The following is a 15,281-nucleotide window of genomic DNA, read 5'->3' as shown; positions in this document are numbered from 1 at the left end:
AGTGGTCGAGTCAGGACGACCACTGCGGGGGACCACACCCATCATCCTCACTGTGAGTGGTGCGCGTCCGGTCCGTGGCGCGGCATCACCAGACCCGCCACCGCCGCCCGGCCGGGGTGTGGCGGACTTGCAGGCCATCACAATCGCCGAGACGCCGCGGTCGTCGGTGGGAGGCCTTCGTCGTCGCCTCGTTGTGATGGCCTGGCGATCCGGTCGACGGCACGGGCAACACCCACGGAACCGACCGGAGCGCCCGATATCCCCACGATTGATAGCTTCTCTCCTCGGACAACGGTGGAGAACACAGCACGCGCCCGGATATCCGGGCAGCGTCAGGGGTGGCGCGGCCTGCGGCGCCGTCGTCTGACGGGCGGGCCTGCGAACACCACGTCGGGGCCTTGAACACCCCACGACCTGTCCCAGGCCCCGACAACCTGTCCCAAGCCCCCACGCGTGCCCGAAGTCCTCGCCGACGCACGCCGTCTCACCGCGGTTGCCGCACGCCGCCTCCCCGAGGCCCCCGTACGCCGCCGTGCCTCCGCCCGTCCTGGGGCCCCGTATGCCCGCCGTACCGCCGCCCGTCCTGGGGCGCCCTCGTACGCCCGCCGTGCCGCCGCCCGTCCTGGCCGTCGTACCGCCGCCTCACCCTGGCCGTCGCACCGCCGCCTCACCCGGCCGAGGTATGGCTCCGTCGCCGCCGACTCGTACGCGCCAGGTGGTGGTCGGCGGCCGACTTTGTGCACCGTTGACGCGTCGTGGCGGGCTTGGCGCGGATTCGGTGCACGAAGTGAGGCGGGCCGGCGGCGACAGGAGATCCCTCGGGCGGCGGAGGTGTGGGGTGGGCTACAGGTCCAGGACGAGCATGATCTCGTCGCGGTAGTCGTCGTCGTCGACGCGGACCGCGTGTGGGTGGCGGCCGACGACCCGGTAGCCGAGGGGTTCGTAGAACTGCTCGAGGCCGAGGCCGTCGCGGATGGTCAGCTGGAGTTGTTCCAGGCCGAGATCCACGGCCGAGCCGCGTAGGCCTTCCATCAGCACGCGGCCGGCGCCGTTGCCCTGGTGCTGCGGATGGACCATCACCCGCAGCACCGTGCGCCAATGCGCCTGTAGCGCGCTGCCGCGATCCACCAGCAGGCCCATCCCGGCGTACCGCTCGCCCGTGTGCAGCACGCCGAGCAGATCCAGACCGGCCGCGACCCGGCCGGGCGCCACGTCGAGAGTCTCCGCGACCAGCTCGACCGGGGCGGGTGGTGTGAACCCGACCGCGCCGCCGGCATCGGTGGCCGCGATCCAGGTGTCCAGCAGATCCGCCCGCAAGCCCGGATCCAGCGCGTCGTCCGGTTCCACCACCAGGTACTTCACGGTACCTCCATCTGCGACTGAGTTGCAGATAGTCTAAGGCTCCAGGTCACGCAGACCCGGGACCGCGCTCGGGTCATCTCAGGTGATCTATCGCCGACGGCACGGCACCTCGCCCGCACGTGAGTACGCCGATGCACCGCACCGAGCACCTGCTCGCTGCGGCGCTGGATCACCTGAGATGACCCAGCTTGTCCGGGTTGCGGATCAGGTAGAGCTCGGTGATCAGTTCGTCGGTGGTCTCCAGGAACGCGACCGTGTCCGGCTCGTCGTCGAAGTACGCGACGAACGCGGTGTCGTCGTTCAGCGTGGCCATCCGGATCTCGAAGTTCGGGTTCTCCGCGATGACCGCGAACAGCCAGCGGGCGATCTTCTCCGGGCCGTGGATCGGGCGCAGCGCGGCCCGCTTCTTGCCGCCGCCGTCGCTGATCAGTACGGCGTCCGGCGCGAGCAGCGACACGACCTGGTCGAAGTCGCCGGAGCCGGCTGCCGCCATGAACCGCATCGTGAGCTCGTTGTGCCGCGCCTTGTCGACGTGATGCCGCGGCTGGCGCGCGTGCACGTGCTCGCGGGCCCGGTGCGCGAGCTGCCGGACCGCGCTCTCCGACCGGCCGAGGGTGTCAGCGATCTCGTCGTACGGGAGATCGAACACCTCACGCAAAACGAACGTGGCCCGCTCGAGCGGCGAGAGCGTCTCGAGGACGACCAGCATCGCCATGCTGACGGAGTCGGCCATCTCCACGGCGGCCGCAGGGTCGTCGTTCGACGCGAGGGCCGGGCTGATCGGCTCGGGCAGCCACGGTCCGACGTACTGCTCCCGCCGCGCCTTCTGCTCGCGCAGCCGGTTGAGCGCGAGCCGCGTGGTGATGCGGATCAGGTACGCGCGGACGTCGCGGATGTCGGCGTGGTCGATGGCAGCCCAGCGCAGCCAGGCCTCCTGGACCACATCCTCCGCGTCGCTGACACTGCTGACCACGCGGTACGCCGCTCCGACCAGGACGGCCCGGTGTTCGTCGAACTCCCGGGCCAGCTGCTCGTCGTTCACCGGACCGGCCTCAGCTCGCAGAACTCCTTGAAGCCCTGGCTGGTCAGGCCGAGGGCGGCGTTGACGCGGGAGCGGTAGTTCTCCAGCGAAACCAGCGCGGTCAGCTCGACCAGCTGCTCGTCGGTCAGGTCCTGGCGCAGCCGCTCGACCTGCTCGTCGGTGACCTCCGGCGGGGTCGCTGTCATCGCCTCGGCGTAGTCCATCACCGCGCGCTCCAGATCCGTGTAGACGTCGCTGTCCCGCCACCCTGGCACATTGCGCAGCTTGACCGGGTCGACACCCTGGTGGTGGAACTCCCAGTAGCCGAAGTCCATGCACCAACTGCACCCGATCCGCGCCGACACCACCATTACTGCCACTGCCTTGAGCCCGGGATCCAGCGCCTTCCAGCGCGCCGCCGTCCCCTCCAGCAGCAGTGTCGACACCAGCACCCTGCGGTTGTGCAGTGCGACCTTCCCGGGATCCGGCACCTTCCCGTACTTCCGCCGGCTGCCCCATTCCGCCAACCGCACAAACCAGGTCCGCTCATGCTCCAGCCCGATCCGAGCCATCAAACCCCACCTCCAGGTCGTCGTCCCCCTCCCGGACACGCCCCACCGGCCGCCTGTGACATGAGCTGAGTCACACCGTGACCGGAGCATCGATGGTTGAGTGATAGGTGGTGACACACCCGCGATTGGATATTCTTCCGGTTCGTGGCATACTCATTCATATGAGTGTGAAGGTGGCGGTGGCCGGGGCCAGTGGCTATGCGGGCGGTGAGCTGCTGCGGTTGCTGAGCGGCCACCCGCAGGTCGAGATCGGCGCACTGACCGCCGCAGCGAGTGCCGGTACGGCGCTCGGCGAGCACCACCCGCACCTCGTGCCGCTGGCCGGGCGCACCCTGGTCGAGACCACGGCGGAGACGCTGGCCGGTCACGACGTGGTGTTCCTGGCCCTGCCGCACGGACAGTCCGCCGGAATCGCCGAGCAACTCGGCGAGGACGTCACCGTGATCGACTGCGGCGCGGACTTCCGGCTGACCGAGGCCGAGGCGTGGGTCGAGTTCTACGGCGGTGAGCACGCCGGCTCCTGGCCGTACGGACTTCCGGAGCTCCCGGGGCAGCGGGACAAGCTCCGCGGTTCGCACCGGGTCGCTGTACCGGGGTGTTATCCGACCGTCTCCACGCTCGCCCTGCTGCCCGCCGTACAGAACGGCCTCGTCGATCCCGGCCAGCTGGTGGTTGTCGCGGTCAGCGGGACGTCGGGCGCGGGCAAGGCGCCGAAGCCGCACCTGCTCGGCGCCGAGGTGATGGGGTCGGCCTCCGCGTACGGCGTCGGCGGGGTCCACCGGCATACCCCGGAGATCGAGCAGAACCTCACGCCGTACGCCGAGCTGCCGGTGAGCGTCTCCTTCACCCCGGTGCTCGTGCCGATGTCCCGCGGCATCCTTGCCACCTGCAGCGCACCGGTTGCCGACGGCACCGATCTGGCGACGCTGCGGCAGGCCTACGAGGATGCCTACCGCAACGAGCCGTTCGTGCACGTGCTGCCCGAAGGACAGTGGCCGCAGACGCAGGCCACCCTCGGCGCGAACACCGTGCAGCTGCAGCTCGCCCTCGACCCCCGCACCGGCCGCGCCGTCATCGTGGCCGCGATGGACAACCTCACCAAGGGCACCGCCGGCGGAGCCGTGCAGTGCATGAACCTGGCCGTCGGTCTCGACGAGACCCTGGCCCTTCCCCTCGTAGGAGTAGCCCCGTGACCGTAGCAGTCACCCCGGACACCCAAGTCGATCGGAGCGCCGGGGTCACAGCGCCGGCCGGCTTCCGTGCGGCCGGGGTGATCGCCGGGATCAAACCGGCCGGCACGCCGGACCTCACCGTCGTGGTCAACGACGGCCCGCACGATGTGGCCGCCGGTGTCTTCACCACCAACAAGGTGAAGGCCGCGCCCGTGCTCTGGTCCCAGCAGGTCCTGACCGCCGGCAAGCTGAAGGCCGTCGTCCTGAACTCCGGCGGCGCCAACGCCTGCACCGGACCCGAGGGCTTCCAGGACACGCACCAGACCGCGGAGAAGCTGGCCGAGGTGCTCGGCCTCGGCGCGGCCGAGATCGGGGTCTGCTCGACTGGCCTGATCGGCGAGCGGCTGCCGATGGACAAACTCATCCCCGGCATCGATGCGGCCGTGGATGCGCTGGGCAACGGTCCCGAGCACGGGCTGGCCGCGGCAACTGCGGTGATGACGACCGACAACGTGCCGAAGCAGGCTGTGCTGAAGCACCCGGCCGGCTGGAGTATCGGCGGGTTCGCGAAGGGTGCCGGGATGTGCGCGCCGAACATGGCGACGATGCTCAGCGTCATCACCACCGACGCCGTACTCGACCAGCCGCACCTGGACCACGCGCTGCGGAACGCGGTCGGCAAGACCTTCAACCGGCTCGACGTCGACGGGGGAACATCGACCAACGACACCGTTCTGCTGTTGAGCTCGGGCGCGTCCGAGGTGAGCGTCAGTCCGGAGGCGTTCGAGGCCGCGCTGACGGTGCTGGCCGACGACCTGGTGAAGCAACTGCAGGCGGATGCCGAGGGCGTCACCAAGCACGTCAGCATCACCGTGCAGGGCGCGGCGACCGAGGCGGAGGCGCTGGCCGCCGCGAAGGTCGTTGCTGAGGACAACCTCTGCAAGACGGCGTTCTTCGCCTCCGATCCGAACTGGGGACGGATCGCGATGGCGGTGGGCAACGCCCCGACCGCGTTCGACCCGTCGTTGCTCGACATCACCTTGAACGGCGCGCCGGTCTGCGTTGCCGGTGACAAGGGTGTCGACCGGTCCGAGGCGGACCTGAGCGGCCTGGAGATCGACGTACTGATCGACCTGCACGCCGGCCCGGCGTCGGCCACGGTGCTCACCACCGACTTGTCGCACGGGTACGTCGAAGAGAACTCGGCGTACGCGTCATGAGTCTGACCACGACGCACGCGCAGGCAGTCGAGAAGGCCGCGGTCCTGACCGAGGCCCTGCCCTGGCTGAAGGAGTTCCACGGCAAGACGGTCGTGGTGAAGTACGGCGGGAACGCCATGGTGGACGAGGAACTCAAGCGTGCGTTCGCCGAGGACATCGTGTTCCTCCGGTACAGCGGCGTCCGGGTCGTCGTGGTGCACGGCGGCGGCCCGCAGATCAGCGACATGCTCGGCCGGCTCGGCATCGACAGCGAGTTCCGCGGCGGACTGCGGGTCACCACGCCAGAGGCGATGGACGTCGTCGGCATGGTCCTGGTCGGCAAGGTCGGCCGCGAATTGGTCGGTCTGCTCAATGCACACGGTCCGTTCGCCGTCGGCATGTCTGGTGAGGATGCCGGCTTGTTCACCGCGGAGCGTCGGACGGCGATCGTCGACGGCGAGTCGGTCGACATCGGGCTGGTCGGGGACGTGGTCGACGTACGACCGGAGGCGGTGATCGACCTGATCGACGCCGGCCGGATCCCGGTCGTGTCGACGATCGCGCCGGACGAGGACGGCCAGGCGCACAACGTGAACGCCGACACCGCGGCCGCCGCGCTGGCGGTCGCGCTCGGCGCCGAGAAGCTGGTCGTGCTGACCGACGTGGCCGGGGTGTACCGGAACTGGCCGGACAGCGACGAGATCATCACCCAGATCGACGCGGCCGAGCTCGCCGAGTTGCTGCCGTCGCTCGCGTCCGGCATGGTGCCCAAGATGGAGGCCTGCTTGCGCGCGGTGGAGTCGGGCGTGTCCCGGGCGACCGTGATCGACGGCCGGGTGCCGCACTCTTTGCTGCTGGAGATCTTCACCGACGCCGGAAGTGGAACCCAGGTGATTCCGTCATGACCGAACTGCTGACCGTCGACGGCACGCAGAATGCTCTCACCGAGCGGTACACGAGTGCGCTGATGAACACCTTCGGTGCGCCGAAGCGGGTGCTGGTCCGCGGTGAGGGCGCCTACCTGTGGGATGCCGATGGCAACAAGTACCTCGACCTGCTCGGCGGACTCGCGGTGAACTGCCTCGGCCACGCGCACCCGTTCGTGGTGTCCGCCGTGACTTCGCAACTCGCCACCCTCGGCCATGTCTCGAACTTCTTCGCGTCGGCGCCGCAGATCGCGCTGGCCGAGAAGCTGCTCGGCCTGTTCGATGCCCCCGGCAAGGTGTTCTTCACCAACTCCGGCACCGAGGCGAACGAGGCGGCGTTCAAGATCACCCGTCGTACCGGGCGGACCAAGATCGTCTCGACCGTCGGTGCCTTCCACGGGCGGACCATGGGCGCGCTCGCGGTCACCTGGAAACCGGCGTACCGGGAGGCCTTCGCGCCACTGCCCGGCGACGTGGAGTTCGTCCCGTACGGCGATGTGGCCGCGCTGGCCGCGGCTGTCGACGACGAGACCGCGGCCGTCGTGCTCGAGCCGATGCAGGGGGAGAACGGGGTCGTCGTACCGCCGGCCGGGTATCTGCAGGCGGCGCGGCGGATCACGTCGGAGCACGGCGCGTTGCTGTGGCTCGACGAGATCCAGACCGGGATTGGCCGGACGGGGACCTGGTTCGCGTTCGAGCCGGAGGGGATCACGCCGGACCTGGTGACCGTCGCGAAGGGCCTCGGCGCCGGGATCCCGATCGGTGCGTGTATCGGGCTGGGCGCGGCCGCGGACTTGTTGCAGCCGGGCAACCACGGGACGACTTTCGGCGGCAACCCGGTCGCGGCGATCGCGGGTCTCGCCGTCCTGACGGTGATCGAGCGGGACGGGCTGCTCGCCCAGGTGAATGCCGTCGGCAACCACCTCGCGTCGTCGATCATCGCGCTCGACCATCCGCTGATCGCGGGCGTGCGCGGTCGTGGGATGCTGCTGGCGATCGAGTTGACCCAGCCGGTGTCGGACCAGGTCGCCGCGCTGGCGCTGGCCGCCGGGTTCGTGATCAACAATCCGATTCCGGACGCGTTGCGGCTGGCGCCGCCGTACATCCTGAGCAAAGCTGACGCTGATACTTTCGTCGCGGCCCTCCCGGGCCTGCTGGACCAAGTGGAGACCAGATGACAGTGCTTTCTGCCGGGCCTTCGGCGCCGGCAGGGTCATGGGGCTTTGACTCCCGCCCTTCCCTCGTCGCTCCAGTCGCTTCGCTCCCTCCGCTCCTCAGTCCAGGCCGGGAGGCCCCATGACCAGGCACTTCTTGCGTGATGATGACCTCAGTCCGGTCGAGCAGGACGAGGTGCTGACGCTGGCTGAGCAACTGAGGACGGATCGGTACGGGCACCAGCCGCTGGCTGGGCCGCAGACCGTCGCGGTGATCTTCGACAAGAACTCCACCCGGACCCGGATCTCGTTCACGGTCGGCATCACCGAGCTGGGCGGCTTACCGATGGTCATCGACGCGCAGAGTTCGCATCTGGGGCGCGGTGAGCCGATCGCGGACACCGCGCGGGTGCTGGAGCGGCAGGTAGCGGCGATCGTCTGGCGGACGTCCGGGCAGACCCGCATCGAGGAAATGGCGGGGGCCTCGCGGGTGCCGGTGATCAACGGGCTGACCGATGAGTTCCACCCGTGCCAGATCCTCGCCGACCTGCAGACCGTGCGGCAGCACAAGGGATCGACCGCCGGGCTGAAGCTGGTCTACCTGGGTGATGGTGCCAACAACATGTCGCACTCCTATCTGCTCGGTGGTGCGACGGCCGGGATGCATGTGGTCATCGGCTCGCCGGCCGCCTACCAGCCGGATCCGGCCATCATGGCTCGTGCGGCCGAGATCGCGGCGTCGACCGGAGGCTCGGTCGGTTGGACGGCGGATCCGGTGGCGGCGGCCGACGCCGCCGACGTGGTGGCCACGGACGCATGGGTGTCGATGGGGCACGAAGCCCAGGTCGCCGAGCGGGCGGAGCCGTTCGTCCCCTACGCGGTGACCGAGCAACTGATGGCGAAGGCGAACTCCGACGCGATCGTGCTGCACTGTCTGCCTGCCTATCGCGGCAAGGAGATCGAGGCGGCCGTGATCGACGGACCGCAGTCGGTCGTCTGGGACGAGGCCGAGAACCGCCTGCACGCGCAGAAGGCACTGCTGTCCTGGCTGCTGGCAAGGAGCTTCTCAGCATGAACGTCGCCGTACCGACGACGAAGACTGCGCGTCAGCAGCGGATCGTCGATCTGCTCGGGCGGCAGCCGGTGCGCTCGCAGACCGAGCTGGCCGACCTGCTCGCGGCGTCCGGCCTCGTCGTCGGCCAGGCCACGCTGTCCCGCGACCTGGTCGAGATCGGCGCGGTGAAGGTCCGCGACTCGTCCGGCCAGCTCGTGTACGCCGTACCCGGTGAAGGCGGCGACCGCACGCCGCGAGCCGGCGAGGCCGCCGCCTTCGAAGCCCGCCTGGGCCGAGTGGCGTCGGAGCTGCTGGTGAGCGCCGAGGGCAGCGCCAACCTGGTGATCCTGCGAACCCCGCCGGGGGCGGCCCAGTACTTCGCGTCGGCGATCGACCACGTGGGACTGGACGACGTCCTCGGCACCATCGCCGGCGACGACACTGTCATGGTCGTCTCCCGCAACCCCACCGGCGGCGAGGCCCTCGCGGCCCGCTTCCTGGGCCTGGCCGAACGCGCCGACACCAAGCCGGACCACACGGTCGTACCCCTCAAGGACCTGACCGGCGATTGACTGGCAGCCCGGCCTGGCCACCCGCCGTCAGCCGCCCACTCCGAAGCCAAGTAGAGGAAATGTGAAATGAGTACGGGAGAAAGCGCTGCCCTGTGGGGCGGGCGGTTTGCGGGCGGGCCGGCGGATACGTTGGCGGCGTTGAGCAAGTCGACCCAGTTCGATTGGCGGCTGGCGCCGTACGACGTCGCGGGGTCGAAGGCGCATGCGAAGGTGCTCCACCGAGCGGGACTGCTGACGGACGAGGATCTGGAGAAGATGCTCGCCGGGCTGGATGAGCTGCTGGCCGACGTACTCGCGGGGCGCTTCCTGCCCGCCGAGGGCGACGAGGACGTGCACACGGCGCTCGAGCGCGGGCTGCTCGACCTGCTGGGGGCCGAGCTGGGTGGGCGGTTGCGTGCCGGGCGGTCGCGGAACGACCAGGTCGCCACGCTGTTCAAGGGCTACCTGCGTGAGCACGGCCGGATCATCAGCCGGCTGCTGCTGGAGCAGGTGAGCACGCTCGCCGAGCAGGCCGAGAAGCACCTCGGGGTCGCCATGCCGGGCCGGACCCACTTGCAGCACGCGCAGCCGGTCCTGCTCTCGCATCACCTGCTCGCGCATGCCTGGCCGCTGATCCGCGACCTCGACCGGCTGGCCGACTGGGACGCCCGCGTCGCCGCGGACTCGCCGTACGGATCCGGTGCGCTGGCGGGCAGCTCGCTGGGGCTGGACCCGCAGTTCGTCGCGACCGAACTCGGCTTCACCAACTCCTCGGCGAACTCGATCGACGGGACCGCGTCCCGCGACTTCGTCGCCGAGTTCGCGTTCGTCACCGCGCAGATCGGGGTCGACCTGTCCCGGCAGGCCGAGGAGGTGATCATCTGGGCGACGAAGGAGTTCGGCTTCGTCGAGCTGGACGACGCGTTCTCGACCGGGTCGAGCATCATGCCGCAGAAGAAGAACCCGGACATCGCCGAGCTCGCCCGCGGCAAGGCCGGCCGGCTGATCGGCAACCTCAGCGGCCTGCTCGCGACACTGAAGGCGCAGCCGCTGGCGTACAACCGGGATCTGCAGGAGGACAAGGAGCCGGTCTTCGACTCCATCGACACGCTCGAGGTGCTGCTGCCCGCCTTCACCGGGATGATCCGGACGCTGCGCTTCAACACCTCGCGGCTGGAAGAGCTCGCGCCGCAGGGCTTCTCGCTCGCGACGGACATCGCCGAGTGGCTGGTCCGGCAGAAGGTCCCGTTCCGGGTCGCCCACGAGGTCGCCGGGGCCTGCGTGCAGGAGTGCGAGAAGCGCGGCATCGAGCTCTGGGACCTCACCGACCAGGACCTGGCCGCGATCTCACCCTCGCTGACGCCGGACGTCCGCTCGGTGCTGACGGTGGAGGGCTCGCTCGCCTCCCGGAACACCCGCGGCGGTACGGCGACCGAACGAGTCACCGAGCAACTGGCCGAACTCCGCAGCCGCGCCACCGCCCTCACCGAACGCCTGAGCTGAGAACTCCTCCGCCTGCTGTCGGCGCCATCGCTTAAGGTGCTGCGCATGCCCGTACGCCGCTCGCTGCTCGCGGGTCCCGTCCTCGACGTGGCCCCGAAGCTCCTCGGCATGGTCCTGCGCAGCACCACCGACGAGGGGACGGTCGCCGTCCGCCTCACCGAGGTCGAGGCGTACGACGGCCCGAACGACCCCGGCTCGCACGCCTATCGGGGCGAAACACGGCGGAACGCGGTGATGTTCGGCCCACCTGGATTCCTCTACGTCTATTTCACCTACGGCATGCATTACTGCATGAACGTGGTCGTCGGCCCGGAAGGCCGGCCCTCAGCGGTCCTGCTCCGGGCCGGCGAGATCATCGAAGGCCTCGACCTGGCCCGCGCCCGCCGCGGCCAACCCGACACCCAGAAGGTCGTCTTCAACCAGGCACGTGCCGGTATCCGATCCGGACCGGTCGTCAAACGGCCCAACGGCAATCCGGATCGCGACCTCGCACGCGGTCCGGCCCGGCTGTGTGTTGCCCTCGGCATCGGACGGGACGGCAACGGTGCGGACCTGCTCGCCAAGGGCTCGCCCATCCAGCTCCTCCCCGGCCCCGGTTTCGACGGCGAGCCGTCCACGGGTCCCCGGGTAGGTCTCCGCGAAGCGGCCGATTGGCCTTGGCGCTTCTGGATCCCCGATGACCCCACGGTCTCGCCGTACCGCCCGCACGTCCCGAAGCGCCGCCCCTAACGCTTCGCCAGCTCGAGGACGTAATCGAGCTGCGGAAGACCGTGCTCCACCTCCGGATCCGGGAACAGCCCGATGTGATGCACCCCGGCTGCCTCCAGTGCATCGAGGTGCGCAGCCGCGTCGTCCAGCGTGCCGATCGCCCCGATCTGCGTCCACCAGTCGACCGGCATCCCCACGAGCCCTTCGACACCCGACTCGTCGAACAGCTTCTTCATGTCGTCGAAGAACGGCAGCGCGGTCACACCCGGGTGCTTGTCCCCGATCCGCCATCCCAGCCACGGCGCCGTCCACTCGTACGCCGTCTTGCGGTCACTCCGCACACACATCGCAGTGAACACGGCGACCACGAACCCCTCAGGTGATCCGGCGTACTCGACCGACTGACGCACGTACGGCGGCGTCGCGGGCTCCGCGAGTACGACGCCTCCCGCGACCCGGCCGGCCAGTGCCATCGACTTCGGTCCCATCACGCCGAGCAGGATCGGCGGCGGCTCGACCGGCGGCGCGTCCAGCTTCACATCCTTCAGGTAGACGGCCTTGCCCTCGAAGCTCACGGTCTCCCCGGCGAGCAGCCGAGTGACGGTCGTGGTGACCTCTTCGAGCGTGGTGAGCGGCGACTTCGGCCGGACGCCCATCTGGCCCATCCACTCCTGCACGCCGTGGCCGATGCCGGGCAGGAACCGCCCCGGCCCGAGCGCCTCCAGCGTTGCGAACTCCATCGCCGTCACCGCGGCGGTGCGGGCGACCGCGGGCGCGATGCCGAGACCGACCTTGAGACGCTCGGTCGACGTCAGAGCGGCCGACACCAACGACGGTCCCGCGGTGAAGAAGCAGTCCTCGATGATCCACAGTTCGTCGGCGCCGCCTTGGTCCAGACGGCGGGCCATGTCGGTGACGAGAGCGGCGGGGTAGGTGCGCGGGAAGCACATTCCGAGAGCGGTCATGCGAAGACGGTAGAGGCAGGCGCCGACAGTTCGCGGAGGAGTCGGTAAAGGTCTTCCCACGGGTGGCGGGGGAGCAAGCGTAGGTGACCTTGCTCCGGGTAGGTTTTCGGTATGGCCCGTCCGCACTACGCCTCCCTCCTCGAGGACTGGTTCAACATCGGGGTGCAGGCGATCCTCCGGCGTCGCGGCTGGCGGGAGCGGATCATCCCGCATGTCGGCTACGGCAACACGGAGTTCGTCCGGGTGCTTGCGCGGGTCACCCTGGGCAGGGACCCGCGCAACCAGCCGCGGCACGACGAGGACCACGTGGTGCGGGGCTGGAAGGTGTTCGTCACCGCGCCGGCGACGAAGGTCCCGGTCTCGGTGACGGTGGGCGGGCAGACGTTCGAGGCGATCACCGACCGGGGCGGGTTCATCGACCTCACCGTTCCGGTGGTGCTGCCGCCGGGCTGGCACGAGATCAACCTCGGCGTGCACGGCGAGCGGCAGGCCAGGGCCCGGGTCTACGTCCCTGACCCGGATGCGACCTTCGGACTGGTCAGCGACATCGACGACACGGTCATGCTGACCATGCTGCCGCGGCCGATGATCGCCGCCTGGAACACGTTCGTCCGCGATGAGCAGGTGCGTCGCGTCGTACCAGGGATGGCAGAGCTGTACGACGAGCTCCTGGCGGACCACCCGGGAGCGCCGATCTTCTACCTGTCCACCGGTGCGTGGAACACGGCTCCGACGCTGACCCGCTTCCTGGCCCGGCACGGGTACCCGGTCGGACCGTTGCTGCTGACGGACTGGGGGCCGACCAACACCGGCTGGTTCCGTAGCGGGCAGGAGCACAAGCGGACCGCACTGCGCCGGCTGGCGAAGGAGTTCCCGAACGTCCGCTGGGTCCTGGTCGGCGACGACGGCCAGCACGACCCCCAGTTGTACGGCGACTTCGCGCAGACGCACCCGGATCACGTCCGCGCCATCGGCATCCGTCAGCTCACCCCCGCCGAGCAGGTGCTGTCCCACGGTCTTCCCGTTCCGAACCCGGACCCGGGTGCCCACGATCCACAGCGGCCGACGGCTGCCACAGTCCAGGGGCCTGACGGCCATGCGCTCCGTCCGCAGCTCCGCGACGTACTGACGCGTCCCGAGCCCACCTGAGGCTCGTCGGCTCGAATACAGGACACTTGTAGCTGACCGACGTACTCGAGGAGAGCCAAGTGACCGACAGCGGGACCGCACGCCGCACCCAGGTGCTGGATGACCTGGACAGCCGTGGCCTGATCGCCCACTCCACCGACCCGGACGCCCTGCGGGCCTCGATGGCGGCGGGACCGATCACCTCCTATGTCGGCTTCGACCCCACCGCACCCAGCCTGCACATGGGCAACCTGCTGCAGCTGCTGACGCTTCGACGGCTCCAGCTGGCCGGCCACAACCCCATCGGCCTCGTCGGAGGCGCCACCGGCCTGATCGGCGACCCCAAGGAGAGCTCCGAGCGGGTGCTGAACCCGAAGGACGTCGTCCACCAGTGGGTCGAGCGGGTCCGCAGTCAGGTGGAGAAGTTCGTCGACTTCGACCCGGCGCTGCCGAACCCGGCCCGGATCGTCAACAACTACGACTGGACCAAGGACCTCAACACGCTCGACTTCCTGCGGGACATCGGCAAGCACTTCCCGGTGAACCGGATGCTCGGCCGTGAGGTGGTGAAGGCCCGGTTGGAGCAGGGGATCAGCTACACGGAGTTCAGCTACGTGCTGCTGCAGTCGCTGGACTACCTGGAGCTGTACCGGCGCTTCAACTGCACGCTGCAGACCGGCGGCAGCGACCAATGGGGGAACCTGACCGCCGGCGTCGAGCTGATCCGCCGTACTGACGGGGGCAAAGCGCACGCACTGGCTACGCCGCTGGTGACCAAGGCCGACGGGACCAAGTTCGGGAAGACGGAGTCCGGATCGGTGTGGCTGGATCGGGAGCTGACGTCGCCGTACGCCTTCTACCAGTTCTGGTTCAACAGCGACGACCGCGACGTGATGCAGCTGGTGCGGTTCTACACGTTCCGCACGGTTGATGAGATCGCAGCCCTCGAGCAGGCGACGATGGAACGTCCACAGGCCCGTGAGGCGCAGCGTGTACTCGCGGAGGACGTCACGACGCTGGTGCACGGCGCTGAGGAGACGCGGAGAGTGCAGGAGGCATCCAGGGCGCTCTTCGGCCAGGGGGAGCTGGCGTCCCTCGACGGCTCCACACTCGTCGCCGCACTACGCGAAGCGCCCCATGTCGAACTAGGAGCCGGCGAACCGATGCCGACGTACGGCGATCTGCTGGTCAAGGCGGGACTGGTTGCCAGCAAGTCTGCTGCGCGGCGGACGGTTGCCGAAGGCGGTGGGTACCTCAACAACGAGAAGGTGAAGGACGCCGAGTACGTGCCTGGCACGGACGATCTGCTGCCCGGGGGAGTGCTGGTGCTGCGCCGCGGGAAGCGTTCGTTTGCAGGCGTTCTGGCCTCGCGGCCGCAGGACTGACGGCGGTCGGCTCCACTCCCACATCCGGGTTGACGAGAGCAAATTACAACCGTGTGATCCTGCCCACCGGGAACCGATTTGACCGGCTACCTGCGAGCCACGTAATGTTCTTCTTGTTGGAGCGAGGCGCGGGACGCGAAAGCGGCCGGTCGCTCCGAACCCCCCAAGGCTAGCTCAGCCGAAACGTGTCCTCGGACTCGGGTCGGCGGCTGAGGCGCGGCGGGTGAGCGGAAAAACTGGGACTTGACTCGGTGGATCTGCTCCGGTAGAGTAACGCAGGTTGCCCCGGAGTCCTCAGCTGAAAGGCTGGGACGCGGTGTGCGTCCGATTTTTGAGAACTCAACAGCGTGCCGAAAGTCAATGCCGAAATTGCATTAACCCCGTACATGGGCTTCGGATGATGTTCTGCCAGGGACCTTTGTGGTTTTTGGTGGGGGGTTGTTTGTTGTCTGTGTCGGATTCCTTTGAAATATTTTCTGGATTCAAGTCAGTTTGATTTGTTTCTGATGTTCAAAGGATCACTCGATGTGTCGACTCACCGGTTTTCCGGTTTGTCATATTTTTCAACGGAGAGTTTGATC

General features: G+C 68.8%; 14 protein-coding genes. 10 read left to right on the top strand and 4 right to left on the bottom strand.

Annotated elements, in window-relative coordinates; all coding sequences use genetic code 11:
- Positions 1-843: 843 nt before the first annotated feature.
- The 3 genes from ACXC9Q_RS39715 to ACXC9Q_RS39705 all read right to left on the bottom strand — a co-directional run bounded on the left by ACXC9Q_RS39715 (position 844) and on the right by ACXC9Q_RS39705 (position 2,955).
- Positions 844-1,362 (bottom strand): GNAT family N-acetyltransferase, encoded by a 519-nt coding sequence (locus ACXC9Q_RS39715; RefSeq protein ID WP_457062013.1) that lies wholly within the window; start codon positions 1,360-1,362, stop codon positions 844-846.
- A 169-nt stretch (positions 1,363-1,531) separates the two neighbouring features.
- Positions 1,532-2,404, bottom strand: coding sequence for an RNA polymerase sigma-70 factor (locus ACXC9Q_RS39710; protein ID WP_457062012.1), 873 nt, complete (start codon positions 2,402-2,404; stop codon positions 1,532-1,534).
- Positions 2,401-2,955: a carboxymuconolactone decarboxylase family protein gene (locus ACXC9Q_RS39705; RefSeq protein ID WP_457062010.1), complete on the bottom strand. Its 555-nt coding sequence runs from the start codon at positions 2,953-2,955 to the stop codon at positions 2,401-2,403. Before ACXC9Q_RS39705 ends, ACXC9Q_RS39710 begins: the two co-directional genes overlap by 4 nt.
- Before the next feature lie 161 nt (positions 2,956-3,116).
- On the opposite strand from ACXC9Q_RS39705, the gene argC reads away from it, so the two are divergent.
- The 8 genes from argC to ACXC9Q_RS39665 all read left to right on the top strand — a co-directional run bounded on the left by argC (position 3,117) and on the right by ACXC9Q_RS39665 (position 11,243).
- A complete protein-coding gene (argC, locus tag ACXC9Q_RS39700) occupies positions 3,117-4,148 on the top strand; it encodes an N-acetyl-gamma-glutamyl-phosphate reductase (protein WP_457062009.1) in 1,032 nt (343 codons plus the stop codon).
- The gene (gene argJ / locus ACXC9Q_RS39695; protein WP_457062008.1) at positions 4,145-5,347 is read left to right on the top strand and encodes a bifunctional glutamate N-acetyltransferase/amino-acid acetyltransferase ArgJ; all 1,203 of its coding nucleotides are present in this window, start codon (positions 4,145-4,147) and stop codon (positions 5,345-5,347) included. Before argC ends, argJ begins: the two co-directional genes overlap by 4 nt.
- Complete coding sequence (gene argB / locus ACXC9Q_RS39690) at positions 5,344-6,231, top strand: acetylglutamate kinase (RefSeq protein WP_457062006.1); 888 nt, start codon at positions 5,344-5,346, stop codon at positions 6,229-6,231. Before argJ ends, argB begins: the two co-directional genes overlap by 4 nt.
- The gene (locus ACXC9Q_RS39685) at positions 6,228-7,430 is read left to right on the top strand and encodes an acetylornithine transaminase (protein WP_457062005.1); all 1,203 of its coding nucleotides are present in this window, start codon (positions 6,228-6,230) and stop codon (positions 7,428-7,430) included. The genes argB and ACXC9Q_RS39685 overlap by 4 nt, the downstream gene beginning before the upstream one ends.
- Before the next feature lie 118 nt (positions 7,431-7,548).
- Positions 7,549-8,481, top strand: coding sequence for an ornithine carbamoyltransferase (argF, locus tag ACXC9Q_RS39680; RefSeq protein WP_457062004.1), 933 nt, complete (start codon positions 7,549-7,551; stop codon positions 8,479-8,481).
- Complete coding sequence (locus tag ACXC9Q_RS39675) at positions 8,478-9,032, top strand: arginine repressor (protein ID WP_457062003.1); 555 nt, start codon at positions 8,478-8,480, stop codon at positions 9,030-9,032. The genes argF and ACXC9Q_RS39675 overlap by 4 nt, the downstream gene beginning before the upstream one ends.
- A gap of 66 nt (positions 9,033-9,098) precedes the next feature.
- Complete coding sequence (gene argH, locus ACXC9Q_RS39670; RefSeq protein WP_457062002.1) at positions 9,099-10,514, top strand: argininosuccinate lyase; 1,416 nt, start codon at positions 9,099-9,101, stop codon at positions 10,512-10,514.
- Between the two features lie 45 nt (positions 10,515-10,559).
- Positions 10,560-11,243, top strand: coding sequence for a DNA-3-methyladenine glycosylase (locus ACXC9Q_RS39665; protein WP_457062000.1), 684 nt, complete (start codon positions 10,560-10,562; stop codon positions 11,241-11,243).
- Here ACXC9Q_RS39665 and ACXC9Q_RS39660 read toward each other — a convergent pair.
- A complete protein-coding gene (locus tag ACXC9Q_RS39660; protein WP_457061998.1) occupies positions 11,240-12,187 on the bottom strand; it encodes an LLM class flavin-dependent oxidoreductase in 948 nt (315 codons plus the stop codon). The two genes, ACXC9Q_RS39665 and ACXC9Q_RS39660, sit on opposite strands and share 4 nt — an antisense overlap.
- Positions 12,188-12,298: 111 nt before the next feature.
- Here ACXC9Q_RS39660 and ACXC9Q_RS39655 point away from each other — a divergent pair, with 111 nt between their 5' ends.
- Both ACXC9Q_RS39655 and tyrS read left to right on the top strand, forming a co-directional pair.
- Positions 12,299-13,336, top strand: coding sequence for an App1 family protein (locus tag ACXC9Q_RS39655; RefSeq protein ID WP_457061997.1), 1,038 nt, complete (start codon positions 12,299-12,301; stop codon positions 13,334-13,336).
- Positions 13,337-13,395: 59 nt separating this feature from the next.
- Positions 13,396-14,700, top strand: a complete 1,305-nt coding sequence (gene tyrS, locus ACXC9Q_RS39650; RefSeq protein WP_457061995.1) for a tyrosine--tRNA ligase — start codon at positions 13,396-13,398, stop codon at positions 14,698-14,700.
- Positions 14,701-15,281 lie beyond the last annotated feature (581 nt).

Source organism: Kribbella sp. CWNU-51, from assembly GCF_054073265.1.
The sequence above is the reverse complement of the archived record's forward strand: the minus strand, read 5'-3'. Positions and strand labels throughout refer to the sequence as shown.

Excerpts from the sequence above, each read along its gene's own strand:
- ACXC9Q_RS39705 (WP_457062010.1), bottom strand. The coding sequence starts at position 2,955 with ATGGCTCGGATCGGGCTGGAGCATGAGCGGACCTGGTTTGTGCGGTTG.
- argC (WP_457062009.1), top strand. The coding sequence starts at position 3,117 with ATGAGTGTGAAGGTGGCGGTGGCCGGGGCCAGTGGCTATGCGGGCGGT.
- argB (WP_457062006.1), top strand. The coding sequence starts at position 5,344 with ATGAGTCTGACCACGACGCACGCGCAGGCAGTCGAGAAGGCCGCGGTC.
- ACXC9Q_RS39685 (WP_457062005.1), top strand. The coding sequence starts at position 6,228 with ATGACCGAACTGCTGACCGTCGACGGCACGCAGAATGCTCTCACCGAG.
- argF (WP_457062004.1), top strand. The coding sequence starts at position 7,549 with ATGACCAGGCACTTCTTGCGTGATGATGACCTCAGTCCGGTCGAGCAG.
- ACXC9Q_RS39675 (WP_457062003.1), top strand. The coding sequence starts at position 8,478 with ATGAACGTCGCCGTACCGACGACGAAGACTGCGCGTCAGCAGCGGATC.
- argH (WP_457062002.1), top strand. The coding sequence starts at position 9,099 with ATGAGTACGGGAGAAAGCGCTGCCCTGTGGGGCGGGCGGTTTGCGGGC.
- ACXC9Q_RS39665 (WP_457062000.1), top strand. The coding sequence starts at position 10,560 with ATGCCCGTACGCCGCTCGCTGCTCGCGGGTCCCGTCCTCGACGTGGCC.
- ACXC9Q_RS39660 (WP_457061998.1), bottom strand. The coding sequence starts at position 12,187 with ATGACCGCTCTCGGAATGTGCTTCCCGCGCACCTACCCCGCCGCTCTC.
- ACXC9Q_RS39655 (WP_457061997.1), top strand. The coding sequence starts at position 12,299 with ATGGCCCGTCCGCACTACGCCTCCCTCCTCGAGGACTGGTTCAACATC.